The sequence below is a fragment of the Rhizobium sp. Leaf371 genome, from assembly GCF_001424045.1.
In the GTDB taxonomy this organism is placed as follows: domain Bacteria; phylum Pseudomonadota; class Alphaproteobacteria; order Rhizobiales; family Rhizobiaceae; genus Ferranicluibacter.
The window spans coordinates 263162-286511 of the sequence record NZ_LMQB01000024.1 but is presented as its reverse complement, the minus strand read 5'-3'; the positions used below and the strand labels follow the sequence as shown (position 1 = coordinate 286511).

18 protein-coding genes are annotated in these 23350 nt (G+C 64.8%); 5 read left to right on the top strand and 13 right to left on the bottom strand.

What is annotated here, in order from left to right; translation table 11 throughout:
- Positions 1-40: 40 nt before the first annotated feature.
- The gene (locus ASG39_RS15480) at positions 41-652 is read left to right on the top strand and encodes an NAD(P)H-dependent oxidoreductase (protein WP_062595855.1); all 612 of its coding nucleotides are present in this window, start codon (positions 41-43) and stop codon (positions 650-652) included.
- Between the two features lie 26 nt (positions 653-678).
- Here ASG39_RS15480 and ASG39_RS15475 read toward each other — a convergent pair whose 3' ends face one another.
- Together ASG39_RS15475 and ASG39_RS15470 are read right to left on the bottom strand one after the other, a co-directional pair.
- The gene (locus tag ASG39_RS15475; protein WP_082477304.1) at positions 679-2016 is read right to left on the bottom strand and encodes a DUF459 domain-containing protein; all 1338 of its coding nucleotides are present in this window, start codon (positions 2014-2016) and stop codon (positions 679-681) included.
- Between the two features lie 112 nt (positions 2017-2128).
- Complete coding sequence (locus ASG39_RS15470; protein ID WP_062595854.1) at positions 2129-3349, bottom strand: lytic murein transglycosylase; 1221 nt, start codon at positions 3347-3349, stop codon at positions 2129-2131.
- Between the two features lie 569 nt (positions 3350-3918).
- Here ASG39_RS15470 and galU point away from each other — a divergent pair.
- Positions 3919-4800: a UTP--glucose-1-phosphate uridylyltransferase GalU gene (gene galU / locus ASG39_RS15465; protein ID WP_062595853.1), complete on the top strand. Its 882-nt coding sequence runs from the start codon at positions 3919-3921 to the stop codon at positions 4798-4800.
- Positions 4801-4868: 68 nt separating this feature from the next.
- Here the strand turns inward: galU and ASG39_RS15460 are convergent, their stop codons facing one another.
- The 10 genes from ASG39_RS15460 to ASG39_RS15415 all read right to left on the bottom strand — a co-directional run bounded on the left by ASG39_RS15460 (position 4869) and on the right by ASG39_RS15415 (position 17530).
- Complete coding sequence (locus ASG39_RS15460) at positions 4869-6356, bottom strand: outer membrane beta-barrel protein (RefSeq protein ID WP_062595852.1); 1488 nt, start codon at positions 6354-6356, stop codon at positions 4869-4871.
- A gap of 156 nt (positions 6357-6512) precedes the next feature.
- Positions 6513-6980, bottom strand: a complete 468-nt coding sequence (locus ASG39_RS15455) for an NfeD family protein (protein ID WP_062595851.1) — start codon at positions 6978-6980, stop codon at positions 6513-6515.
- Complete coding sequence (locus ASG39_RS15450; protein WP_062595850.1) at positions 6980-7999, bottom strand: SPFH domain-containing protein; 1020 nt, start codon at positions 7997-7999, stop codon at positions 6980-6982. The genes ASG39_RS15455 and ASG39_RS15450 overlap by 1 nt, the downstream gene beginning before the upstream one ends.
- A gap of 89 nt (positions 8000-8088) precedes the next feature.
- On the bottom strand, positions 8089-9174 hold the full coding sequence (gene hemH, locus ASG39_RS15445; RefSeq protein ID WP_062596009.1) for a ferrochelatase: 1086 nt from the start codon (positions 9172-9174) through the stop codon (positions 8089-8091).
- A 218-nt stretch (positions 9175-9392) separates the two neighbouring features.
- On the bottom strand, positions 9393-11402 hold the full coding sequence (locus ASG39_RS15440; RefSeq protein ID WP_062595849.1) for a bifunctional metallophosphatase/5'-nucleotidase: 2010 nt from the start codon (positions 11400-11402) through the stop codon (positions 9393-9395).
- A 138-nt stretch (positions 11403-11540) separates the two neighbouring features.
- Complete coding sequence (gene omp10 / locus ASG39_RS15435; RefSeq protein ID WP_062595848.1) at positions 11541-11912, bottom strand: outer membrane lipoprotein Omp10; 372 nt, start codon at positions 11910-11912, stop codon at positions 11541-11543.
- 213 nt (positions 11913-12125) lie between these two features.
- Positions 12126-13577 (bottom strand): homospermidine synthase, encoded by a 1452-nt coding sequence (locus ASG39_RS15430; RefSeq protein WP_062595847.1) that lies wholly within the window; start codon positions 13575-13577, stop codon positions 12126-12128.
- Between the two features lie 219 nt (positions 13578-13796).
- The gene (locus tag ASG39_RS15425) at positions 13797-14438 is read right to left on the bottom strand and encodes an aminotransferase class IV family protein (protein ID WP_062595846.1); all 642 of its coding nucleotides are present in this window, start codon (positions 14436-14438) and stop codon (positions 13797-13799) included.
- A complete protein-coding gene (locus ASG39_RS15420; protein ID WP_062595845.1) occupies positions 14435-15604 on the bottom strand; it encodes an aminodeoxychorismate synthase component I in 1170 nt (389 codons plus the stop codon). Before ASG39_RS15420 ends, ASG39_RS15425 begins: the two co-directional genes overlap by 4 nt.
- Before the next feature lie 99 nt (positions 15605-15703).
- Positions 15704-17530 carry a M3 family oligoendopeptidase gene (locus ASG39_RS15415; RefSeq protein ID WP_162242444.1) on the bottom strand — a complete coding sequence of 609 codons (1827 nt, stop codon included), beginning with the start codon at positions 17528-17530 and terminating at the stop codon, positions 15704-15706.
- 280 nt (positions 17531-17810) lie between these two features.
- On the opposite strand from ASG39_RS15415, the gene ASG39_RS15410 reads away from it, so the two are divergent.
- The 3 genes from ASG39_RS15410 (at position 17811) to ASG39_RS15400 (ending at position 22496) form a co-directional block, all read left to right on the top strand.
- On the top strand, positions 17811-19379 hold the full coding sequence (locus tag ASG39_RS15410) for a sigma-54 dependent transcriptional regulator (protein ID WP_062595843.1): 1569 nt from the start codon (positions 17811-17813) through the stop codon (positions 19377-19379).
- 217 nt (positions 19380-19596) lie between these two features.
- Positions 19597-21579, top strand: coding sequence for a DUF882 domain-containing protein (locus ASG39_RS15405; protein WP_062596008.1), 1983 nt, complete (start codon positions 19597-19599; stop codon positions 21577-21579).
- A 188-nt stretch (positions 21580-21767) separates the two neighbouring features.
- Positions 21768-22496 carry a LuxR C-terminal-related transcriptional regulator gene (locus ASG39_RS15400; RefSeq protein ID WP_062595842.1) on the top strand — a complete coding sequence of 243 codons (729 nt, stop codon included), beginning with the start codon at positions 21768-21770 and terminating at the stop codon, positions 22494-22496.
- A gap of 111 nt (positions 22497-22607) precedes the next feature.
- Here ASG39_RS15400 and ASG39_RS15395 read toward each other — a convergent pair whose 3' ends face one another.
- On the bottom strand, positions 22608-22850 hold the full coding sequence (locus ASG39_RS15395) for a DUF2312 domain-containing protein (RefSeq protein ID WP_110730163.1): 243 nt from the start codon (positions 22848-22850) through the stop codon (positions 22608-22610).
- Positions 22851-23350: the final 500 nt, after the last annotated feature.

The following is a 23350-nucleotide window of genomic DNA, read 5'->3' as shown; positions in this document are numbered from 1 at the left end:
TCGACTGACCATGCACATCGTGCATCAAAGGATAGACATCATGAAACTCCTCCACCTCGACTCCAGCATTCTCGGCGACCATTCCGTCAGCCGGGCCCTGTCCAAGGCTGCCGTCGAACGCCTGACGGCGGGTCATCCCGACATCGAGGTCACCTATCACGATCTCGCCGCCGAACCGGTCGCCCACCTCTCCGGCCGGTATCTGGCCGGACAAAGCGACGATGTTCAGCACGATCAGGCGCTTCAGGAGGATCTGGCGCTGGGCGGCAGGGTTCTCACGGCGTTTCTGGAAGCCGATATCGTTGTCATCGGCGTGGCGCTCTACAATTTCGGCATATCAAGCCAGCTGAAAAGCTGGGTGGACCGCATCTGCATCGCCGGCAAAACCTTCCGCTACACCGAGGCCGGTCCGGAGGGCCTCGTCGGCGACAAGCGCGTCATCCTGACGATCGCACGCGGTGGGTTCTATGGTCCGGGCACGCCGTCGCAGCCCTTCGAGCATGCCGAAACCTACCTGCGGTCGGTTCTCGCCTTCATCGGTGTTACCCATCCGGAGGTCTTCGTGGCCGAGGGCCTGGCGCTCGGCGCAGAGCCGCGGGACGCTGCGACCAAGGCGGCGCTCGCAACGATTGCCACGCTCAAGGCTGCCTGAGACAATAAATGGCGCCCGCTCGGACTCTATCTGAGCGGGACGGCCTGCCAGGGCGGTGCGGTCGTCGATGGCACGGGACCTGCAACGGGCGTTGCCGGTTCGTCGGCCTTTGGCGTTTCCGGCGCCAGAGCCGTTTTCACCATCCGAAAATCGTCGATCCGGCCGAACGGCGCGGGCGGGGCCTCGCCTTTTTCGACCAGCAGATCCCGCGCGCTGCGCCCGGTGCTGGCCGGAAGGCTCGCATCGTCCAGAAGCGTGGATGCGCCGTCGAGCTCCGGATCGACAAGGCTGATCGGCTGGGTCTTGACGATCGTCTCGCTGGTCGGGACTGTGACCACGAGATCCTTCATGCCGCTCGGGTCCGGAATGTCCTGCCCGGGCGCCACGGTTTCGCCGAGGAGACGCCGGATGTCCTTTTCCACATAGAAGGCGAGCTTGCGCTTGCCCGCCGGCGTCAGGTTGATGCCGTCGGCGCCGCGCAGGCGAACCTGCTGGCCGTTGATGTCGGAGCCGGTCGTCACGAACTTGCCCTGCTCATCGACGAAGCCGTCCCAGATATCGATGAACTGCCCGCCGATCTTTTCCGCCTCGGCGCGGAAGATGCCGTTGAGCGTCACCATGTCCGTGGTCATCGCGGGCGACTGGAACGAGGGCATGCCGACCCAGAGCAGCGGCACGTTGCGGCTGCGGGCAAGGGCTGCAAAGGCGGCGACGCGCCGTGTATATTCGGCCGTCCAGGCATCCGTGCGATACTTTTCGCGCACGGAGCCGATCTTCATCTGCTGGCGGTCGTTCGCCCCGAAACTGACGACGATCAGGGCCGGCTTCACGTCGTCGGCGTAGACCGGCAGCATATCGGGCCAGTCGAAATAGTCGTCGCGCACCATGCCCGACGAGCCCTCGCTGCGGTCCTCGACGACGATGCCCGGGCTATCGGCAAACGCGGTCTTCAGGCCGTCGCTGAGGCTGCCGGCGATGAAGTCGCCAACCACGAGCACGGTCTTCGCGTCCGGCTGCTTCTCCACGATCTCCGGCGTATCGGGCGCAACCGGCACGGGACGGGGCTTGGCGCGCTGGGGCTTTGGCTGGCGCCGGGCCCGCGGCGGCGCCTCCCGATAGGTGTTGCCGTCGTCGCCATAGGTCTCGTAGACCCGCTGCTCCTGGCGCGGCCGGCCGAAGAACATGTCGAGGATGGTGCGTCGTTCCTGCGCCTCGGCGCGGCCGGCGGGCGGAAGAAGCGTGACGGCCGGCAGGGCGAGGAGGAGGGCGAGGACGAAAACGGCAAGCCGGCGCAAACGCGGCTGCCGCACCGGTTGCGGCGGGAACCTGTTCTGACGAACGGGAAGGATTGCTGTTCTCGGCATCGACATCGGCATTCCCGCCAGGCATCCTGCCCGGCTCTTCATTGATCCGCAGACCTTATCACGAAGGCGCGCCTCTGCTGAAGCCTGCGAGGCGCATTCGCCGTGCCGTCCCTCAGTCCCTGAGAGCGCGCAGGAGGTTCTGGGTCGGCTGGCCGTCCGGGGTCATGCCGTTGCGGTTCTGGAAGGCCTGGATCGCCGCCTTCGAGCCGGAGCCGAAATTGCCGTCGACCTCGCCATCGTAATAGCCGAGTTCCTTCAGTCGCGACTGAAGCTCGAACTTCTGCTTGACGTCCAGCGTGCCGTCCGGCCGGCTCCAGGCCTGCTGCATGCCGCCAAAGCCGGCAATCTCGTCGGCCAGCAGGCCGACGCCGAGCGCATAGCTGTCCGAGGCGTTGTAGCGCTTGATGACGGAGAAGTTCTTGGTCATCAGGAAGCCGGGGCTGCCGCCACCGCCCGGCATCTTCAGCGTGGCGCGGATGCTGCCGTCACGAAAGCCCTTGCCGTTCGGGCGGGTAAAGCCGAGGGCCGCCCACTGCTTGAGCGTCTTCGTCTGGCCCTGCAGATCGGAGCCGCCGGCCGGAACGGCCGTCTCGTAGCCCCAGGTCATGCCCGGCTGCCAGCCGTTTTTCTTCAGCAGGTTTGCAGCCGTCGCCAAGGCGTCGGGAACCGAGTTCCAGATATCGCGATGGCCGTTGCCGTCGGCATCGATCGCATAAAGCAGGTAGCTCGTGGGAATAAACTGCGTGTGGCCCATGGCGCCGGCCCAGGAGCCGTTCAGTTCGCGCGGGGACACGTCTCCCGACTGGAGGATCTTCAAGGCGGCAATCAGCTGGGTCTTGGCGAATTTCGCGCGCTTCGGATCGGCATAGGCGAGCGTCGCCAGCGCCCGCGGCACGTAATGCAGCCGGTCGTCCTTCTCCAGAACGGCGCCGTAGTTGGATTCCATCGACCAGATGGCCAGAAGCACGGTGCGATCGACGCCGAAATGCTTCTCGATCGCGTCGAGCGTGCGACGGTGCTTGACCGCCATCTCCTGCCCGACCTTCTGCGTGTAGGGGTTCACGCGGCTGTCGATATATTCCCAGATCTTGTGCTTGAATTCCGGCTGGTAATTGGCCTTCTCGATCACGGTCTCGTCCGGCGATTTCACGCCGGCAAAGGCCTTGCGATAGGTGCTCTCGGTGATGCCCGCCTTGGCGGCCGTCGAATAGAAGCCGTTGATCCACTTCTGGAAGCCGGCATCGGCGAAGGCAGGCGTGGTGGCAAGGAAGGTGGCGGCGGCAACAAGGGCGGCGCGGAGGCGGCGGCGAAGGGGCAGACTGTTGCTGTTCATCGGTCTGTCGTTTCCGTAATCTCGGTCAGGCACGTCGGAAGAGACGCGCGAACCATCACAATACCATTCCAGAACCCGTCCCTCTTGCGCAGGCGGAGACGGATCTGACGCGTGCCGGCTTTCGTTTCGGGCCGGTTTGAGGAAGACTATCGAAATGTGGTCAACAAGTTCTTTACCATGTCGAGGGTCTTGCGTCTTGCGCAGCGAAAAAATAGCGTGTCCGCGGTATATACGTTCACGTTCATGTGACGGACCCGTGTCATGTTCACTTGGCATTCACCCCGGGTCGTCCATGGAGACGGGGCAAGCAGGGCCTGCTCGGGCTCATAGTTCAAAACCCGGATCGTGCGGATCTGGAAACAGCGAGTGGGTTGGACATATCAACGTCCGTCAGACGCCGGGTTTTCGGAAGGCGGCAAGGCCATCCGGTGAAAGGGCGCTGCCAGAGTTCAAGAACATCGGGATCGACGTTCATTTAAGGCCGGTTTTCCGGCAAGACGATATCACGCCACGGCGGTCGGGTCCTCCCATCCGTCCTTTTGAAGAATGACTGAGAACTGGAGATATTGATGAGTGAAAAGCGTAAGGTCCGAAAGGCCGTCTTTCCTGTTGCCGGCCTCGGCACGCGTTTTCTGCCCGCCACCAAGGCTGTCCCGAAGGAAATGCTGACGGTCGTCGACAAGCCTGTCATCCAGTACGTCGTCGATGAGGCGATCGAAGCCGGCATCGAGCATCTGATCTTCGTGACGGGCCGCGGCAAGGGCGTGATCGAAGACTATTTCGATATCCAGACGGAACTCGAGCAGACACTGCGCGAGCGCAACAAGAAGGCCGAGCTGACGCTTCTGGCCGATATTCTGCCGGAAGCCGGCATGACCAGCTTCACCCGCCAGCAGGCGCCGCTCGGCCTTGGCCACGCCGTCTGGTGTGCCCGCGATATCGTTGGCGACGAGCCCTTCGCGGTGCTTCTGCCCGACATGATCATGCGCGGCGAAAAGGGCTGCCTCAAGGGTATGGTCGAGCTGTACGAGCAGAGCGGCGGCAACGTTCTCGCCGTCGAGGAATGCGCGCCGGAAGTCGCCCATCGCTACGGCATCGTCGGCGTCGGCGAACCGATCGGCGACGGTTTCGCCATCAATGCCATGGTCGAGAAGCCGGCGGCCGGCACTGCGCCGTCCAACTACTTCATCAATGGCCGCTACATCCTGCAGCCGGAGATCTTCAAGATCCTGGAAACGCAGGAACGCGGCGCCGGTAACGAGATCCAGCTGACAGACGGCATGCTCAAGCTTCTGAAGAGCCAGGGCTTTGCCGGCTACGTGTTCCGCGGCGAAACCTTCGACTGCGGTGCAAAGGATGGCTTCATCCTCGCCAACGTCGCCTTCGCCCTGTCGCGCGACGATATCCGCGAGTCCGTCGAAGGTCCGCTGAAGGCGCTTCTCGCCCGCTGATCCGGTCAATCGTTGAGAAAAAGCCGCGTTGCCCGAAGCAGCGCGGCTTTTTTCGTTTCGCAATGGGCTCAGCGCCGCAGCGTCAGGCCGACGCCGATGCGGGCGACGGAGGTGGATTGCCCGATGTCGGGCGTCGTCCGCTCATAGCTGACGTCGCCGGTCAGCGCGAGGTAGCGGTTGATGTCGTAGGTGAGCCCTGCGCCCGTCAGCCAGACCTTCGTGTCGGAGGAGGTGCTGCCAGAGGGGTAGTTGCGGAAGGTCAGGCTGTTGGAGAGCCGCGCGACGAGGGTCGAGCGCAGCTCGTGCGTGACGCGGCTCGACAGGGTGTAGGCGAGCGCGCCGCTTTCGCCGGAGGTGGTGGAGGGCTCCAGCGTCGTCGAGAGCCCGGTCGAGACATCCGTGCCGCGCTGCGGCGACCAGTTGATGAGCCCATCGATGGTGGCGCCGTTCAGATCCTTCAGCCGCGCGTCGTCGAAACGATAGGTGTTGTAGCCGAAGGCCAGTTCGCCCTTCAGTTTCTCGCCGAGGTCGGTCTCCACGCCGGCGCGGCCGGAATAGGTCTTGTAGGAGCGGCTGTAACCAAGGCTGTCGGCACGCAGTTCGTAGACGCCGCGGCCGATCGAGGCTTCGAGAAACGGGATCAGGGCCGGCGACAGCTCGTAGCCGATGCGCGTCGTCAGCGTGCCGACATCGCGGTTGCGGTCCCTCTGCGACAAAGTCGTGCCGTCGGACAGGTCGACATCGGAATAGGTCAGGCGGTTGACATCGACCTTCGCCGAGCCGCGCAGAATGCCGAAATCATGCTCGATGCCGGCGCCGAGCCTGTACTGGTTGACGCCGGACTGCGTTTCCGCGCCGTTGACGGCGTTCGGGTCGGTCGCATCCTCGCGGTCGAAGCTGTAGCCGGCGCGCAAGGTCGCGATCGTGTCGTGGCTGATGTCGAGGCGGAAGGCGCCGTCGATGTCGGCGCGGGGCTTGGTTTCGCCCGTGCCGGAGAGATTGCGCTGCCAGTAGCCTTCGCCGGTGATGCTCAGCTGATGGCGGGACCAGTCGGAGGTCAGGGTACCCTTGAGGCCGGTCTCGGTATAGGTGCGGCGCTCGCTCGTGTCGCCGCTGCGCGTCGTCTCGGCGTTGATCGTCTGGCCGATCGACGGCTTGAGGGTGAAGGTGCCGAGCGAAATGCCGGGCACGTCGTCATCGTCTGCAAGGGCCGATTTCAGGCCATCGACGCCGGTCTCGCGCAGATTGGAGCGAATCAGGTCCTGATCCCGCAACAGCCCGCCATCGACCACGGCGTCGTCGCCGATCGCGCCGGTGATGTCGCCATCGCCGGTGGCCGGCAGAGTGCCGGTTGCGGGAACAGCGGCCGCCGCCGCTCCGGCCGCCTGCGGGCTGAGGGTACCCGGCGTCTCACGACCGGACGTCCCTGTGGATGTCGGATCCTCCGGTCCTGCAAGGTCCGTCTCGCCGGCATCGTCCTCCACAGCCTGGGCCCAGGCGAAAGACGGCGCGGCAAGGATCGTCACGCAGACGGTGGATAGGAGCAAAGCGGCCATGGCGGCACGAGCGGGCCGAACGGCACACGCATCGGTGTCCAGAGAATGAGAAGGCGCCATATGCCGGGTCCGCAAGCTCGAAGCAATTGTTTCGCAATCGTAAACGCTTGTGGTTAACCAATCCTTAGCTGTCGCACCGTCGGAGGTGCATCCCGCTCAGTCGGCCGGGGCCTCGTCCACGCGGAGCCATTGGCCGTCGGCCGAGACGACGCGAACGCGGGCACCGATCGGCAGGTCCGGCCCGCTCACCGGCCATGTGGTGTCGCCGAGGCGAACGCGGCCGCGGCCCTCCGCGATCGGTTCTTCGAGAATGGCGGTCCGCCCGATCAGGCTGCGGCCGCGCTGGTTCAACAGGGGCGCGTCGGATGGATGGTCGAAACGGGTCAGCAGGCGGCGGCCGACGAGAACGGAGACGAGCGACAGAACCGCAAACAGCGGCAACTGCACATGCCAGCCGAAAAAATCCGCATTCCAGAAGATCAGGGCCAGCGCGCCGGTCAGGATTGCCGCCATGCCGATCCAGACGAGAAAGACGCCGGGAACGAGGATTTCCGCGGCCAGCAGGACCAGTCCGAGCACCCACCAGGCCCAGGGGCCGAGTTCCTCGATGATGCGCGCGACCATCAGGCGCCTGTCCGCGGGGTCGAAAAGGGTGAGGGCGCCGTCGGGATGGTCGGCGGCACGGAGCGTGTCGGGGCACGGGGACGCTCCGGCGGGGTCGGGGCATCGCCGAAGACCTCGCGGGCGATGGCGCCGATGCCACCCAGCGAGCCGATCAGCGCGGAGGCTTCCATCGGCATCAGCACGATCTTGGAGTTGGGCGCCGTGCCGATCGCGGCGACGGCTTCGGTATATTTCTGGGCGACGAAGTAGTTGATCGCCTGCACGTCGCCGGCCGCGATCGCCTCGGAGACCATACGTGTCGCTTTGGCTTCGGCTTCGGCCAGCCGCTCGCGCGCCTCGGCATCCCGGAATGCCGCCTCGCGCTGGCCTTCGGCCTGCAGGATCGCCGATTGCTTGGCGCCTTCGGCCCGCAGGATCTGCGCATTGCGCGAGCCCTCGGCTTCCAGCACCTGCGCGCGCTTCTCGCGCTCGGCCTTCATCTGGCGTGCCATGGCGTCCACCAGGTCCTTCGGCGGCTGGATGTCCTTGATTTCGACGCGGGTGACCTTGATGCCCCAGGGGCCGACCGCCTCGTCCACGACGCGCAACAGGCGGTCGTTGATCGTGTCGCGGTTGGACAGCAGCTCGTCGAGATCCATCGAGCCCATGACGGAGCGAATATTGGTCATCGTCAGGTTGAGGATGGCGCTCTGCAGATTGGCGACCTGATAGGCCGCCTCCGCCGCGTTCAGCACCTGATAGAAGGCGACGGCATCGGCCGAGACGCTGGCATTGTCCTTGGTGATGACCTCCTGGGTCGGCACGTCGAGCACCTGCTCCATCACGTTCATGCGCGCGCCCACGCGATCGATGAAGGGCATGATGAGATTGAGGCCGGGCTCCAGCGTCCGCGTGTAGCGGCCGAAGCGTTCGATCGTGTGGCGATAGCCCTGCGGCACGGTCTTGATCCCGGCGATCAGCACGAGGATGACCAGGACCGCGAAGGCCACAACCACGATATCCAGTCCGCCCAAGTTCATCTCCTCCGTGTATCGACTGGTCCCGGCTTAGCATGCCCGGGCGCGATGCGGAACCACGCCGGTGCCGCTTTGGGGGGCCAGTGGGGATATCAGATGCTCGGCGCACCCAGCGCGCGCTCGAGCGTCACGGCCCGGGGTGCTGCCACATCCACCCAGCCGCCGAGTTCCCGGCGCACCACGTGTTCCAGCACGCGCATGCCGTCGTCGCTGTCGTTGAGGCAGGGGATATGCGTGAATTTTTCGCCGCCCGCATGGTGGAAGGTCTCGGCGGCTTCCACGGCAATTTCCTCCAGCGTTTCCAGACAGTCGGAGACGAAGCCCGGATTCATCACGGCAATCCGCTTGATGCCCTTCTGCCCGAGCGCCTCCACGGTCTTGTCGGTGTAGGGCTGCAGCCATTCCTCCGGGCCGAAGCGGGACTGAAAGGTCACCTGCAACCTATCCTTCGACCAGCCGAGCTTTTCGCGCAGCAGGCGGGCCGTCTTGTAGCACTGGCAGTGATAGGGATCGCCCTTCCTGAAGTAGGACTGGGGGATGCCGTGGAAAGAGGTCAGCACCACTTCCGGCTCCCAGTCGAGCGTCGCCAGATGCGTGTGGATCGAGTTGGCGAGGCTTTCGATATAGACCGGATCGTCGTGATAGGGCGGCACGGTGCGCAGCGCCGGCTGCCAGCGCGATTTCAGCAACAGGCGGAAGGCCTCGTCGTTGACCGTGGCCGTCGTGGCGGCGGCATATTGCGGATAGAGCGGGAAGAGCAGGATCTTTTCGCAGCCTGCCTGCTTCAGCGCCTCCATGCGGTCGGGGATCGAGGGTTGGCCGTAGCGCATGGCCCAGTCGACCACGACATTGTCGTGACCGGCAAGGCTTGCCGCCATCTTCTCGGCCTGGCTGCGGGTATAGGTGCGCAGGTAGCTTTCGTTCAGATCCTTGTTCCAGATCGTCTCATAGGCCTTGCCGACCTTGGCGGGGCGCGTGTTCAGCACGATGCCGTAGAGGATCGGGTACCAGAAGACGCGCGACCATTCGATGACGCGCTTGTCGCTGAGAAACTGCTTGAGGTAGCGCCGCATGGACACCTTGTCCGTGCCATCGGGCGTGCCGAGATTGACCAGGAGAACGCCCACTTTTCCAAAAGCCACCTTCGGGTGGTCGGCGGGGAGAGGCGTGACGGTCATGTTCATGGCGGTGTCCTGCGGCAAGAGATGGAGACGCTACCCGGTACGAATGCTGCCCGCATCGGTTCACTTCGCCCTATGTAAAACAAAAAACGGCCCGGGGAACCCCAGGCCGGTGCAATGCGATGAGGCCGATTGTCTCATCGGCTTTGGGGGCGTCTGTCCAGACGATGTCCGGTCGCGCGACGACCGGACACAGTGCTGCATCCAAGACCGCGTCAGCGTGGCGGCAGGGTCAGTTCCGTCCCGACATGCAGTCTTTCGGGAACCGGGTTGCCGTTTGCCCCGGCGATCGTCTTCCACTTCTCACCGTCGCCATAGACCGACTTGGCGATGTCCCAGAGCGTGTCGCCCTTGACGACGACATGGCGGGTTTCGGCCGGGGCCGCTGCCGCCGGTTCCGGTGTCGTGGGCGTTGCCGGTGCCGGTACGGGTGCCGCAGGCTCGGCCGGTGCGGGCGCAGCCGGTGTCGCGGGCGCGGCAGGGGCTGGCGGTGTCGCCGGCGGTGCAACGGACGGTGTTGCAGGCGCCTGAGCGGTCGTCGTCGGGGTTGCCGCCGGGGTCGTCGTCGGCGGGGCGGCGGGGGCCTGTTTTGCCGGGGGCACGTAGCTTGCCGGTGTGAGATCCGTGATGCGGCCATCGGTATAGGGCTTGTAGGGATTGTGCGCGCCGAGATAGGCGGCCACGGCCTCTTCCAGATTGGGGCCGAAATCATAGGCGTTCTTTGCATTGGTCGCGAAGATCTTGAAGCCGTCGCCGCCGCCGCGCACATAATTGTTGGTGACGACACCATAGGTCTTGGCAGGGTCGATCGGCACGAAGGCGTCGCCTTCCTTCACCTCGACGCCACTGATGCGGCTGCCGACCGGCTTCGACCGGTCGAAGGCGTATTTCAGGCCGGCGACCTGCAGGAAGCGGCCGCCGCCGTCATCCACCTGGCTCACCGCATTTTCGAGCGCCGTCACGAGATCGGCGCCGGCCAGCTGGAAGGTGGCGATGGTGTTCTGGAAGGGCAGCACGGTCAGCACTTCGCCCATGGTCACCGGGCCGGCGTCGATCGGTGCGCGCAGCCCGCCGCCGTTTTGCAGCGCGATGGTGATGCCCTGGTCCTTGACGCGGTCGAGTTGCGCATCGGCCAGCAGGTTGCCCATGCTGCATTCCCTCGCGCGGCAGATCTTCCGGTCGCCCTCGATGGGGGCGGAGGCCTCGCCCACCACCTTCTGCTTCAGTTCCTCGATCGGCGCCTTCAGCGTGTTGATGCGGGCTGTGAGCGTGGGGTCGGGCTGGAATTGGCTGTCGATCAGGATCGGCTCGCCGCTCGCTTCCTTGACCACGCCGGCATCGTCGAAGACGATTTTGAGATCGCCGAGATAGCGCGAATACTGGAAGGCCTGCACGACCGGCACCTTGTGGCCGTCGGGATTGTCGACCCAGGTCGGGTAGGGCCCTTCGGCGCCCTCGGCCGTGTTCGACAGCAGCGTGTGCGAGTGCCCGCCGACCACCACGTCCACATCCGGGATCTTGGCGATGGCCGAGAGATCGCGCGGGTAGCCGACATGGGTGAGCGCGATGATCTTGTTGACCCCTTGCGCCTTCAGGGCCGCGACCGCCTCGGTGATCTTGGCGACGTCGTCCGCAATCGTGATGTTCGGGCCGGGATTGGCGATCTCGGGCGTATCGTTGGTAACGGCGCCGACGATGCCGATCTTCTGGCCGCCCTTGTCGATGACGATGGAGGGCTTGATGCGGTCGCCGATCTTGGCGGCGGCGCTCGGCACGACATTGGCGGTGACGACGGGAAACTGCACCTTGTCGAGGAAGGTCGCGAGCACGTCGTCGCTGTCGTCGAATTCATGATTGCCGACGGTCATGGCGTCGAACTTCATGGCGTTCAGCACCTCGGCTTCCGTCGCGCCCTTGTAGGTCGTGTAGAACAGGGAGCCCTGGAAGTTGTCGCCGGCATTCAGCAGAAGCGTGTTCTTGCCGGCGGCGTCGAGCGCGCCGCGCGTGGTGTTGATGGCGGTGAGCAGGCGGGCGGCGCCGCCGAAGCAGGCGTTCTTGGCTTCCTCCTCTGCAGAGCAGGTCGCATCGGACTTGTTGATCGCCTCGATGCGGGAGTGGAAGTCATTGATATGAAGGATGTTCAGTTCGTAATCGGCAAAAGCGGCACCTGTGGACAGGGCCAGCAGGGACGCAGCCATCAGGCCGGTCTGCAGGGTGCGGATCATCACGATCTCCTCTTTGTCGAACGCAGGCCCGCTGCCGGGGATCCGGCACCGGACAGCGGGATCGTTTCATCCCGCCGTCCCGACTTCAAGGAGAAAGAACGCGGCCCGGCGATTTTTGCCGCCGGGCGTGTAAAGGCGTTAGACGCGGCGCGACAGCGAGAACTGGGCGCCCGTATCCGTCGTGCAGTTCAGCTGCGAGGTCGTGACCATGGCGCAGTTGACCTTCTGCTGGGTCTTGCGAACCATCGAGGTCATGTTGATCTCGACCAGCTTCGGCGTGATGCTGACATAGCTGCCGGAGGCGAGCAGCTGGTTGGTGTCGGTCGTGCGGGTGGAGAAGGTTCCGCTCGCAAATGTCGAGACGATGCCGTTCGGATCGGCCCAGGTTCCCTCGACGCCCACCGGCATGGCCTGGCTTCTCGGCATCTGGCTGACCTCGCGCGGGGCGGACTGGCAGGACGCGAGTGACGCAGCGACGGCGAGGGCGGTCATAATGGCTTTGGCGTTCATTGCAGGGTCTCCGTGATGCTCGGAACGATCGGAAAGTCGAAAAACCATGACGTGATCGAACCATGTTTGCAAGCCGCGCGGGTACAGCACACGCAGCGTTCGGTTACACAAGCGCCGAGGCGCGGCTTTCGGGAGACAGTCAGGGCGAGACGGGCACGAAAAAGCCCGGAACGGTGTCGTTCCGGGCCTTTGCTTGGCATGTGTAGGTTCGGATTACCGAACCAGGATGTTCTTGAACTGCCAGGGATCGCTCTCGTCGATTTCTTCCGGGAAGAGGCCCGGGCGGCCGTCGAGCGGGGTCCAGTCGGTGTAGTGGCCTTCGACCGGGCCGAGATAGGGCGTCTGCACTTCGAGGCAGCGCTTGTAGTCGATCTCGTCGGCTTCCACGATGCCGGCCTTGGGGTTTTCCAGCGCCCAGACCATGCCGGCGAGCACGGCCGAGGTCACCTGCAGGCCGGTCGCGTTCTGGTAGGGCGCGATGCGGCGGGTTTCCTCGAGCGACAGGCGCGAACCGAACCAGTAGGCATTCTTGTCGTGGCCGTAGAGCAGGACGCCGAGTTCATCGACACCGTCCACGAGTTCGTTCTCGTCGAGAACGTGGAGCACCGGCTGCGGCGTGCCGCCATTGCCGAACATCTCGTGCAGCGACAGCACGGCGTCGTTGGCCGGGTGATAGGCGTAGTGGCAGGTCGGGCGGAAGGTGACTTCGTCGTCCTTGCCGCGAACCGTGAAGTAGTCGGCGATCGAGATCGACTCGTTGTGCGTCACGAGAAAGCCGTACTGGGCGCCCGGCGTCGGGCACCAGGTGCGCACGCGGGTGTTGGCGCCGGGCTGTTCCAGGTAGATCGCGGCCTGGCAGCCCTTCTTGTGTTTCTTGGCGTTCTTCGGCATCCAGTTTTCATGGGTGCCCCAGCCAAGCTCGGCCGGCTGCAGGCCTTCCGAGATGAAGCCTTCGACGGACCAAGTGTTCCAGAAGACGTTGAGCGGCTTCGGGTTCTTGGCGCGCTGCGTGTCGCGCTCGGCAATGTGGACGCCCTTGACGCCGACCTTCTTCATCAGCTTGGCCCAGCCTTCGCGGTCGTGCTGGTCCGGCTCGTCGAACTTGATGTCGAGATCGTTGGCGAGGTTCACCAGGGCCTGCTTGACGAACCAGGAAACCATGCCCGGGTTTGCGCCGCAGGTGGAAACGGCCGTCGTGCCGCCCGGGTTCTTCTTCTTCTCGTGACGCATGGTCTCGCGCAGCGCGTAGTTGGTACGCTCCGAGTTCTTCATGCTCTTGTCGAAGTAGAAGCCGAGCCAGGGCTCGACCACCGTGTCGATGTAGAGAACGTCGAGCTTGCGGCAGAGCTTCACGAGATCGACCGAGCCGGTATCAACCGACAGGTTGACGCAGAAGCCCTGGCCGCCGCCTTCCGTCAGGAGCGGCTTCAGCAGTTCCTTGTAGTTTTCCTTGGTGACGGCGGCCTTGATGTGCTTGACGCCGTGCTTCTTCAGGATCTTCAGGTCGGCTGCGTCTTCGCGCGGGTCGATGACGACCATCCGGCTCTTGTCATAGGTGAAATGCCGTTCGATCAGCGGCAGGGTGCCGCGACCGATGGAGCCGAAGCCGATCATGACGATCGGGCCGGTGATTTCGCCGTAAACCGGATGAGAGGCTTCCGCCATTTGGTCTTCTCCTGAACGTGTTCTTTTTCGGGGCAAGCCGATCCGGGTTCGGTCGGCTGCAGGCAATATGCGCGCCCCTAGATCATAAATCGATGTCACAATAAAGGGCAGCGTCTTTCGAAGATCCCTTAAATGAAGGCTTTGCCGGTGCCAAGGGGGCGCGTGCCTGCGGGACGGCTCCGACAGCACGTTCCGCCGATGAACCCTCCGCCAGAGACGTCAGGATTCGATCAGCCGCGCGGGAATGAGGCCGCGCAGCGAATTGCCCATGAACAGCGTGCCCTTGCGGATGCCGTCGAGCGTCAGCCGCTCGACGCGGGCGCGGCGGGCGCAGATCAGCTCGGTGCGCAGGACGCCGGCCAGCAGGCCGCAGGCGATCGGCGGGGTCTTGAGAATGCCGGATCCGTCATCGAGAAACAGCGAGGTGATGGTCCCCTCGCAGGGTTCGCCGCGCTCGTTGAGCAGCAGCACCTCGTCCGCTTCCCCGGCCGGCCATTCCGCGCGCGCGGCGTCATAGGCGGCCCTTCGGCTGGTCTTGTAGCGCAGAAGCGGATCGGTCGAGGCGAGGTGGGTCTTCGCGAGGCGCACGCGCCAGACGGTGCCGGGCGGCTGGACCGCGAACGGCACGACGGCGATGTCGATGCGGCCGTCGCGCGCGAGTTCGAGCCGGACGCGGGCGGGCGCGGTCGCCTTTGCGACGGCGCGTTCGAGGTGTTCGGCGACATCGTCCGGAAGGGTGAAGCCGAGGCGCCGGGCGGAGCGGGACAGGCGGGCGATGTGCAGCCGGAGGCGCAGGAAGCCCGGATCAGGGCTTTCAGGCGGTTCGTAGCGCAGCGTTTCAATCAGGGTGAAACCGGTCATGGCGCAGGCCCCAGCGCCGGCGCCTCGTCTCCGAGCGCGAAGCGGGCCTTCAGCAGGCATTCGGCATATTCGGCCTCGGCCGTGGAATCGTAGACGATGCCGCCGCCGACGTTGAAGATGGCCTCGCCCGTGTCGAAGAGCGACAATGTGCGGATGGCGACGCTGAAGCGCATGTCGCCGCCGGGCGCGATATGGCCGATGGCACCGCAATAGGCATCGCGCGGCCCGGTCTCCAGCCCGCTCAGGATCTCCATCGCCCGGATCTTCGGGGCGCCCGTGACCGAGCCGCAGGGGAAGAGCGCCCGGAAGATATCCGCGATGGCGAGGCCGGGCACGAGGTTCGCCCTGATATGGCTCACCATCTGATGGACGGTCGGATAGGTCTCGATGTCGAACAGACGGGTCACGTCCAGGGTGCCGACCGCGGTGATGCGCGAAATGTCGTTGCGCAGGAGATCGACGATCATGCGGTTTTCGGCCTGGGTCTTGCCGTCGGCCAGCATCGCCGCGACGATCGCCTCGTCTTCGTGCGGCGATGCACCGCGCGGGGCGGTGCCTTTCATTGGATGCGTCTCGATGATGCCCTCCGAAATCTGGAAGAACAGCTCCGGCGAGCGCGACAGAAGCGTCGGGCCGTCTAGATTGACGAGCGCGCCGTAGCGCACGGGCTGACGCTCGATCAGCGACCAGAAGGCGTCGAGCGGATCGCCGTTCCAGCGCGCCGAGATCGGCATGGTGAGGTTCGCCTGGTAACAGTCGCCCTGCCGCAAGTGCCGGTGCAGCCTGTCGAAACGGTCGCGATAGGTGGCGAAATCCCAGGCGGTGCGCGGCCCAGTGAGGAACGGCGTGTTGTCGCGGCGGCGACGAGGTTTAGCGAGGGGGTGGGCGTCCTCCGCCGGGCCGGAAAAGACGCCGAAGGAGAGGAGCGGGGTTTCCCGATCGTCCTGCGCGAGCGGCGCCAGCCGTTCCTCGAACAGATAGCCCGCCTCGTAGGCCATGAACCCGGCCAGCCAGCGGCCGTCGGCCTTCGCCGCCTCCATGCGGGCCAGGGCCGGCATGACCTCGGCGCGGGTGCGGGCGGTGATGATCTCCAGCGGTTCGGCAAAGAGCGTCACGGTCTGCGTCATGTCGTCGCTGAAGAGGATGAACGGCTCAGGGGTCATCATGGGTTGCTTCCTGGTTCGGGTCGCCCCTCATCCGCCTGCCGGCACCTCTCCCCGCACGCGGGTGGAGGGTGAGGGGCGCCGCAGGCTCCTAGACGGGCGTCACGCCGCGTCCAGAGCTTCCAGCTCGTCGATCAGGCCTTCGATCATCGACAAGCCCTTTTCCCAGAAGGCGGGATCGGTGGCGTCGAGGCCGAAGGGCGCGAGAAGTTCGCTGTGATGCTTACTGCCGCCGGCCTTCAGCATCTCGAAATATTTCTGCTGGAAGCCGCCCTCGGCCTTCTCGTAGACGGCATAGAGCGAGTTCACGAGGCAATCGCCGAAGGCATAGGCGTAGACGTAGAAAGGTGAGTGGATGAAGTGAGGGATGTAGGCCCAATAGGTCTCGTAGCCTTCGGAAATCGCGATCGCCGGGCCGAGGCTATCCGCCTGCACGGACAGCCAGAGCTGACCGATCGCCTCGGGCGTCAGTTCGCCATCCTTTCGCGCCGTGTGCAGCTTGCGCTCGAATTCGTAGAAGGCGATCTGGCGCACGACCGTGTTGATCATGTCCTCGACCTTCTGGGCGAGCATCGCCTTGCGTTCGCGCTGGTCCGTCGTGCGCTCCAGCAACGCGCGGAATGTCAGCATCTCTCCGAAGACGGAGGCGGTTTCCGCCAGCGTCAGCGGCGTCGAGGCCATCAGGGCGCCCTGTCCGCCGGCCAGCACCTGGTGCACGCCATGGCCGAGTTCGTGGGCGAGCGTCATCACGTCGCGCGGCTTGCCCATGTAGTTCACGAGCACATAGGGGTGGGCCGATGGCACGGTCGGATGCGCGAAGGCACCCGGCGCCTTGCCCGGGCGCACCGGCGCGTCGATCCAGCCGCCATCGAAGAAACGCTGCGCGATGGCCGCCATTTCGGGATCGAAGGCGCCATAGGCCGAAAGCACGGTCTCGCGCGCCTCGCTCCAGGGGATGACGTGGTTGGGCGCTTCCGGCAGCGGTGCGTTGCGGTCCCAGAAATTCATCCGCTCCATGCCGAGCCACTTCGCCTTCATCGCATAATAGCGGTGCGACAGGCGCGGATAGGCGGCGCGCACCGCCTGCGCCAGGGCGTCGACAACCTCGCGCTCCACCCGATTGGCCAGGTGCCGGCTGTCGGCGATATCGGCAAAGCCGCGCCAGCGGTCGGAGATCTCCTTGTCCTTGGCCAGCGTGTTGGTGATGAGCGCGAAGGTGCGGATATTCGCGCGGAAGGTGGCGGCCAGCGCCTGCGCAGCCTTGCGGCGGGTCTCCGGGTCCGGCTCCTGCAGAAGGCTCAGCGTCCGCTCCAGCGGCAGGTCCACGCCATCCACCGTGAAGGTCAGGGCGGTCATGGTCTCGTCGAACAGCCGGTTGAAGGCGCCGGCGCCGGTCATGGATTTTTCGAGAAACAGCTGCTCCAGCCGGTCGTCCAGCTGGTAGGGCTTGTCCATCCGCAGGTCGACGATCCAGGGGCGGTAATGCGCGGCGAGCGGGTCGGCGACAAGCGCCGCCTCCAGCACCGCGTCGTCGATCCGGTTCATTTCCAGCGCGAAGAACAGAAGGTGGCTCGCATAGTCCGTCAGTTTGGCCTGCACGTCGCCGAAGAACTTGCCGATCTCGGGGTCGGAGGTGTCGGTGTAATAGGTGAGCCCGGCATAGGAACCGATGCGCCCCATGCGCTCTTCCAGGGCCTCGAATTCCTGCACGGCCTGGCCCAGGCCCTCGTCGCCGGTCCTGGCCGCAGCCTCGATCAGTTTGCCCTTCCACTTCGCCTCGAAGGCCAGGCATTCCGCGCCGGCCTTTTCCAGGTCGTCGCGAAAGAGCGGCGATCCGGGTGCGGGATAGAGATCCTCCAGCTTCCATGTGGGCAGGTCGCCGAGCGCCGCATCGACCGCTGCCGCAGAGGCCGCATCGGCGGGGTTCATGAAGCGCTGCAGGGCGATCGAGGTCCGGGGGGAGAGGGTCATTGCGGTCACTCGCTTGCTTCGGCACGCCGGGGGCAGCCGGACATTTCCAGGAGGTCGGCCACAGGCCGGGAGAGGGCGCGTCGAGCCACCGGACCGACCTTGCGCGGGGGCGGACCGTAACGTCCCCATTGGTTAAAATGCAAGCCTTTCGCCAAACACCGTGTTCAATCCTTTGTGCCAGGAATGGACGCTCAAGGTGGCGCGCATGACGGTGCGCCGAAGACGTTGAGGAGGTCCCATGGCAGCGCAGATTCTCGTGATCGAGGACGATCCGGTCCAGCGTCGGATCCTGACGGGCATGATCGAGCGGCTCGGGCATATCGCCCATGTGGCGGAGAACGGGCGCGCGGGGCTTGAGCTGCTGCTGCGCCGCGGCGCGCGCATCGATGTCATCCTGCTCGACCTGATGATGCCGGAAATGGACGGCCACGCGGTGCTGGCGGCACTCGCCGAGCGGCATATCTCGACGCCTGCCATCGTGCAGACCGGGCAGGGCGGCATCGAGACCGTGGTGCTCGCCATGCAGGCCGGCGCGTTCGATTTCGTGGTGAAGCCGGTGTCGCCGGAGCGGCTGGCCGTGGCGCTCGGCAATGCGCTGAAGCAGTCCGGCCGTCCCGCCCGCGGCTCTGCCGGCCGACGCAGCCGGGGCGACGTCGTCCGCTTCGAGGATGTCGTGTCGGCCAGCGAGGCGATGATCCGCGTGCTCGATCTGGCCAAGCGCGCCGCCCAGTCGAGCATTCCCGTCGTGCTCGAAGGCGAATCGGGCGTGGGCAAGGAAATGGTGGCCCGCGCCATCCAGTCCGGCAGCGACCGGGCGGGCAAACCCTTCATCACCGTCAATTGCGGCGCGATCCCGGCCAATCTCGTGGAGAGCATCCTGTTCGGCCATGAGAAGGGCGCCTTCACCGGTGCGACCGAAAAGCATGCCGGCAAGTTCGTCGAGGCGGACGGCGGCACGCTGTTCCTCGACGAGATCGGCGACCTGCCGCTCGCCGTGCAGGTCAAGCTGTTGCGCGCCGTGCAGCAGGGCGAGATCGAGACTGTGGGTGCGCGCATGCCCCAGAAGGTCGATGTGCGGCTGATCTCGGCCACCAACAAGGACCTGATCACCGAAGTGCGCGAGGGCCGGTTCCGGGAGGATCTCTACTACCGGCTCAACGTCTTCCCCATCGCCATTCCCGCGCTGCGCCGCCGCAAGGAGGACATTCCGCTCCTCGTGCGCAATTTCGTGGAGATCTTCTCCGGCGAGCAGAGGCTGGCGAAAACCCTGACCGTCAGCCACGCCGCGATGGCCCTGCTGACGGCCTATGACTGGCCGGGCAATATCCGCGAGCTGGAAAGCGCGATCTATCGCGCCGTGGTCATGGCCGAGCGTCCGGAACTCGACATCGCCGATTTCCCGCAACTCGCCGTCACCCTTCCGGATCTTCATGCCCAGGGTGCCGTGCCGCATCTGACGCCCGAACCGTTTCGCACCGAGCTGCTGGTCGGCACGGCCGCGAACCCCGGTCACACCGCGCATGGCGGCCCGGCGCACGCCGGCTTGAACATCGCGCCATCCGAGCGGCGGGCGATTCGTTCTGGCGAGACGGTGGTTGTCGAGCAGGCCATTCCGAGCGTCGATGCCGGCGGCCATGTGCGCAAGCTGGCCGAGGTCGAGGAAGAGTTGATCCGCTTCGCGCTCAAGTTCTATCGCGGGCAGATGAGCCAGGTGGCGCGCAAGCTCGGCATCGGACGTTCGACGCTGTACCGAAAGCTCAAGGATTACGGCATCGATCCGGATGATCCGTTCTCAGAAGCCGCCTGAATGCCACCTATATTCGGAGCGAAAAGCCGCCTGCCAGGACATCCTTGCCTCAAGCCTTCGTCAAAATCTTTCGCTGTCGTTTAGACCTTGTTAGTGATCCGTTCACTATATTATAAGGATAAGTGACGACTGTGGCATAAATGCCATGCTGTCACCGTATTTGACAGTCAACTGGATGGCCGCAGGGAGCGGCGCGTCCGTCGACGGGGAAGAAGGTTTGCAGGATTTGTCGGGAATGATAACGCCTTTCGGCGCCAAAGTGCGCGACCTTTGCAGCCGTTGGGCCGGGCGTATGCCGCGTCTTCTCGGATCGCTTGTCATCGCCGCATCCATGGTGACGCCGGGCGTCGTGCCGGCCGTCGAGGCTGCCGGCCAGACCCGGACGCTCAAGATCTTGTTCATTCACACCCGCGAGAAGGCCGAAATCACCTTCAAGCGCAACGGCCGCTACGACCCGAAGGGTCTGCAGCAGGTCAACAACATGCTGCGCGACTGGCGCCGCAACGAGCCGACGAAGATGGACCCGCGTCTTCTCGACCTGATCTGGGAAGTCTACCAGAAGAGCGGCTCGCGCGATTACATCCACGTCGTCTCCGCCTATCGCTCGCCCGCCACCAACGGCATGCTGCGCTCGCGCACCAAGGGCGTCGCCAAGAAGAGCCAGCACATGCTCGGCAAGGCGATGGACTTTTATCTTCCCGACGTGAAGCTGAAGACGCTGCGCGAAATCGGCATGAAATTCCAGGTCGGCGGCGTCGGCTATTACCCGACCTCCGGTTCCCCCTTCGTCCATATGGACGTGGGCGGCGTGCGTGCCTGGCCGCGCATGAGCCGCGGCGAACTCGTTCGCCTGTTCCCGGACGGCAAGACCATGCACCTTCCCTCCGACGGCTCGCCGCTTCCCGGCTATGAGCAGGCGGTTGCGGACTACAAGCGCCGTGTCGGCTCCAGCGCCATCGAAGTCGCCGGTGGCGGCACCAAGGGTGCCGGCGATCGCGACACCAAGCGCGGCGGCAAGAATCTCTTCGCCATGCTGTTTGGCAGCGGCGACGAGGACGAGGATGCAACGGCGATCGCCAGCGGTGCCGACAGCGACGATTCGGAAGCCCCCGCCCAGGCCCGGACCACCAAGCCTGCCGCCGCTCCGGTTCAGCAGCCCGTTCTCGCCGGTGTCGAAGGTGCCGAAGACGGTCCCGTCGTTGCCGAGCAGACGCTCAAGGCGCCGGTACCGCTCGTGCGGCCCGCATTCCAGGAAGCCGATACGGTCGTTCAGACGGCGCTCGTCGCGCCGCAGCGGAATGCTGCGCAGGATGCTCTGGCTGCAGCGCTGCCCGATGAGCCGCAGACGGGCGAGTTTGCCGACCTCCGGAGCTACAAGGTGCCCGTGCCCATGGCACGCCAGACCGATCCGCAGGGTAGCGAAGCGATGCTCGCCAGTGCCAATCCGGGTGCGGACCCGAATGCCATGACGGAAGATTCCGAGGCGCTCGGCTTCGTTCCGGTCCCGGCCCTTCGGCCGGCCGGGGAAGCCGCGCTGATGGCGGTCGCCCAGGCCGATGTCGCCGGTGCGCCCGCCGGCATGGCCGCAGAGCCGCTCCCGACACCCACGACGACGGCTCCGGCCGTGGTTGCCACCGCCGAAGTTCCCCTGGAGACGGCGGCAGAAGCCCGCGCCAAGGTCGCGCTCGCCACCCCGACCGTCGGTACCGTGCCGGCCGAACGGCCGCAAAGCGTGGCCTCCGTACCGGCCCGCGTCGCGGCCCCGGCCCAGGACGCCACCCGTATGGCAGCGGCGACACCGCCGCCGGTGCGCCCGTCGCCGCCGGTGGAGCTTGCCTCCTACGCGCCGTCGCCGTCCGCCTCTCCGCGGGATCCGTTCGGCAGTGCGTTCGATGTGCCGGCCGAAGCGCCGACCAAGGCCGCGCGCCCGAAGAAGGTGCAGGCGGATGCCGCGCATCGGTCCTCGGTTCGCACGGAGCCGAAGCTGACGCAGAAGATCATTGCGGAATGGGCGCTCTCGACCAGCCGCATGGCGACGCTGTCGAAGCCGGTCAAGGCGCCGCGTTTCGTGTCCCGTTCGCTGCGCGCATCGCCGACCACCGTCTATTCCGCAGGCTTCACCACCGGCCCGGCGGCATCCGATACCAGCAAGTTCAGCGGCACGGCCGTCAACTTCATGGAAGTCAAGCGGTTCAACTGACGGCTGCGGCGGTCGATCGCCGCGGGTGGTCAGGCGAGGTCCAAGATGCATGAATGCCCCGGAAAACCGGGGCATTTCTGTCTCTATACGGTAAAAACCCCTAGAAATAGATCTTTTGGTTGTGATGCTGTGCGGATTTTGACAATGTCTGCCAAGACTTACTGCAAGTCGGCATTCGGAGTCCCGTCATGGCCAGCAAGACGCCATCGTTGCTTTCGCCGTTGCGCGCGGAATGGCGCGACCTTCGCACCGTTCCGAGCCATCGCTATTTCGCGTCCAATCCGGTGGTCGATCGCCTGCGACGGGCGGTGCCGTTCGACTACATTTCGATCAGCGGACTGGATCTCGAAGGCTATCGGTTCGGTCAGGGCGCATCCGTCGATACCGATCTGCCGCCGGCCTTCATAGAGACCTATGTTCGGGAGCATCTCTACCAGATCGATCCTATCGTCGAGGCGGTCCACACGGGCCAGCTCGTCGTCGAGGCAGAGGTGTTTGCAGGTGTGCCGAGGCCCGAGCTTCTCGATCGGGTCTTGTCCACCTTCCATGTCTACAATCGGACGCTCGTGCCGGTGACGCGGTCCTCCGTCGTCTACGGCGTCGTCATGTTCAGCCGGCAGACACCCTTCGATAGCGAGGAGATCGCGTTTCTCACGCTGATCGCTCCCTCCGTGCATGCCGCCGTGACACGGCCGCTGATGGAGCGCTTCGCGGCCGCGCATCTGCGCCTGTCACGCGGCGAGGTCGCCTGCCTGATGCAGGCCAGCCACGGGCTGACCAGCGAGGGCATCGCGCGGGTGACAGGCTATCAGAACGATACGGTCAACAGCTACATCAAGTCGGCGATCAAGAAGCTTGGTGCCGCCAACCGAACGCACGCCATCGCCGATGCCATCCGGCGCAGCCTCATTCACTGACGTGCCGCCGGCGCCAGGCGTCTCTGTCTCGACCTGAAACGAAAAACGCCGCCCGTCGATCCCGACGCGCGGCGTTGATGGTCGTGGCTGCGGTCGGGGCCGCAGAGCCTGCTATTCCATGCCGAGCGCGGCCATATAGGTCTGGAGGATGGTTTCCTCCTCGATACGCTCGTTCGCATCCTTCTTGCGCAGGCGGATGATCGTGCGAATGGCCTTGGTGTCGTAACCGCGGCCCTTGGCCTCGCCCATGACGTCCTTGATATCGTCGTTTTCAACCATTCTGAAATTAAGCCTACCAAGTATCCGCCGACTAGGCGGATTCCATATGTCTTTAGATAAGCCTGATGAGGCCATGACTACTACTACGGTGTCATCAGGCTTATCTAAACCAAAGTAGTGTCGGGCGTAGCCCGTCAGTTCGGCGCAGCCGTTGGACCCCTGCCGGAAGGCAGGGGCCTACTCGATTGGCATCAAGAAGAAGGTGAGTTGCTGGCTACGCCGACTCATGGGTGGTGGCGCAGGCGCTGACTAACGCAGTGAGGCGAGAGTAGCGGTAACAGCCGCGATTTGAAACGCATGGTTTCGTTAAGAGCGCCGAAAATGGTACCCCTCTCCGGCGCGAATCGATGTTATTTGAAGTTTAGTACGCCCGTATGGTAGTTGCGATCCTTCACGACTGGGCAACGTGCCTTGACCGAGGAGCTCTGCTTCCGTGTTATGGAGAGAAGTATGAGTGCATTGCTCCATGCTTCCTTACATACGTCTGCTATCATTCATCACGCGCCCACGGCGGACAACTGGCAAAGCTGGTGAAGCGATCTGCGATCAAGCGGACAAGCGATTTGGGTATCACA

What these genes read in the sequence shown, in the direction of transcription:
- galU (WP_062595853.1), top strand. Translation starts at nt 3,919, where the DNA reads ATGAGTGAAAAGCGTAAGGTCCGAAAGGCCGTCTTTCCTGTTGCCGGC.
- ASG39_RS15415 (WP_162242444.1), bottom strand. Translation starts at nt 17,530, where the DNA reads ATGAACCCCGCCGATGCGGCCTCTGCGGCAGCGGTCGATGCGGCGCTC.
- ASG39_RS15450 (WP_062595850.1), bottom strand. Translation starts at nt 7,999, where the DNA reads ATGAACTTGGGCGGACTGGATATCGTGGTTGTGGCCTTCGCGGTCCTG.
- ASG39_RS15395 (WP_110730163.1), bottom strand. Translation starts at nt 22,850, where the DNA reads ATGGCCTCATCAGGCTTATCTAAAGACATATGGAATCCGCCTAGTCGG.
- ASG39_RS15420 (WP_062595845.1), bottom strand. Translation starts at nt 15,604, where the DNA reads ATGATGACCCCTGAGCCGTTCATCCTCTTCAGCGACGACATGACGCAG.
- hemH (WP_062596009.1), bottom strand. Translation starts at nt 9,174, where the DNA reads ATGACCGTCACGCCTCTCCCCGCCGACCACCCGAAGGTGGCTTTTGGA.
- ASG39_RS15410 (WP_062595843.1), top strand. Translation starts at nt 17,811, where the DNA reads ATGGCAGCGCAGATTCTCGTGATCGAGGACGATCCGGTCCAGCGTCGG.
- omp10 (WP_062595848.1), bottom strand. Translation starts at nt 11,912, where the DNA reads ATGAACGCCAAAGCCATTATGACCGCCCTCGCCGTCGCTGCGTCACTC.
- ASG39_RS15470 (WP_062595854.1), bottom strand. Translation starts at nt 3,349, where the DNA reads ATGAACAGCAACAGTCTGCCCCTTCGCCGCCGCCTCCGCGCCGCCCTT.
- ASG39_RS15460 (WP_062595852.1), bottom strand. Translation starts at nt 6,356, where the DNA reads ATGGCCGCTTTGCTCCTATCCACCGTCTGCGTGACGATCCTTGCCGCG.
- ASG39_RS15475 (WP_082477304.1), bottom strand. Translation starts at nt 2,016, where the DNA reads ATGCCGAGAACAGCAATCCTTCCCGTTCGTCAGAACAGGTTCCCGCCG.
- ASG39_RS15425 (WP_062595846.1), bottom strand. Translation starts at nt 14,438, where the DNA reads ATGACCGGTTTCACCCTGATTGAAACGCTGCGCTACGAACCGCCTGAA.
- ASG39_RS15400 (WP_062595842.1), top strand. Translation starts at nt 21,768, where the DNA reads ATGGCCAGCAAGACGCCATCGTTGCTTTCGCCGTTGCGCGCGGAATGG.
- ASG39_RS15430 (WP_062595847.1), bottom strand. Translation starts at nt 13,577, where the DNA reads ATGGCGGAAGCCTCTCATCCGGTTTACGGCGAAATCACCGGCCCGATC.
- ASG39_RS15440 (WP_062595849.1), bottom strand. Translation starts at nt 11,402, where the DNA reads ATGATCCGCACCCTGCAGACCGGCCTGATGGCTGCGTCCCTGCTGGCC.
- ASG39_RS15480 (WP_062595855.1), top strand. Translation starts at nt 41, where the DNA reads ATGAAACTCCTCCACCTCGACTCCAGCATTCTCGGCGACCATTCCGTC.
- ASG39_RS15455 (WP_062595851.1), bottom strand. Translation starts at nt 6,980, where the DNA reads ATGGTCGCGCGCATCATCGAGGAACTCGGCCCCTGGGCCTGGTGGGTG.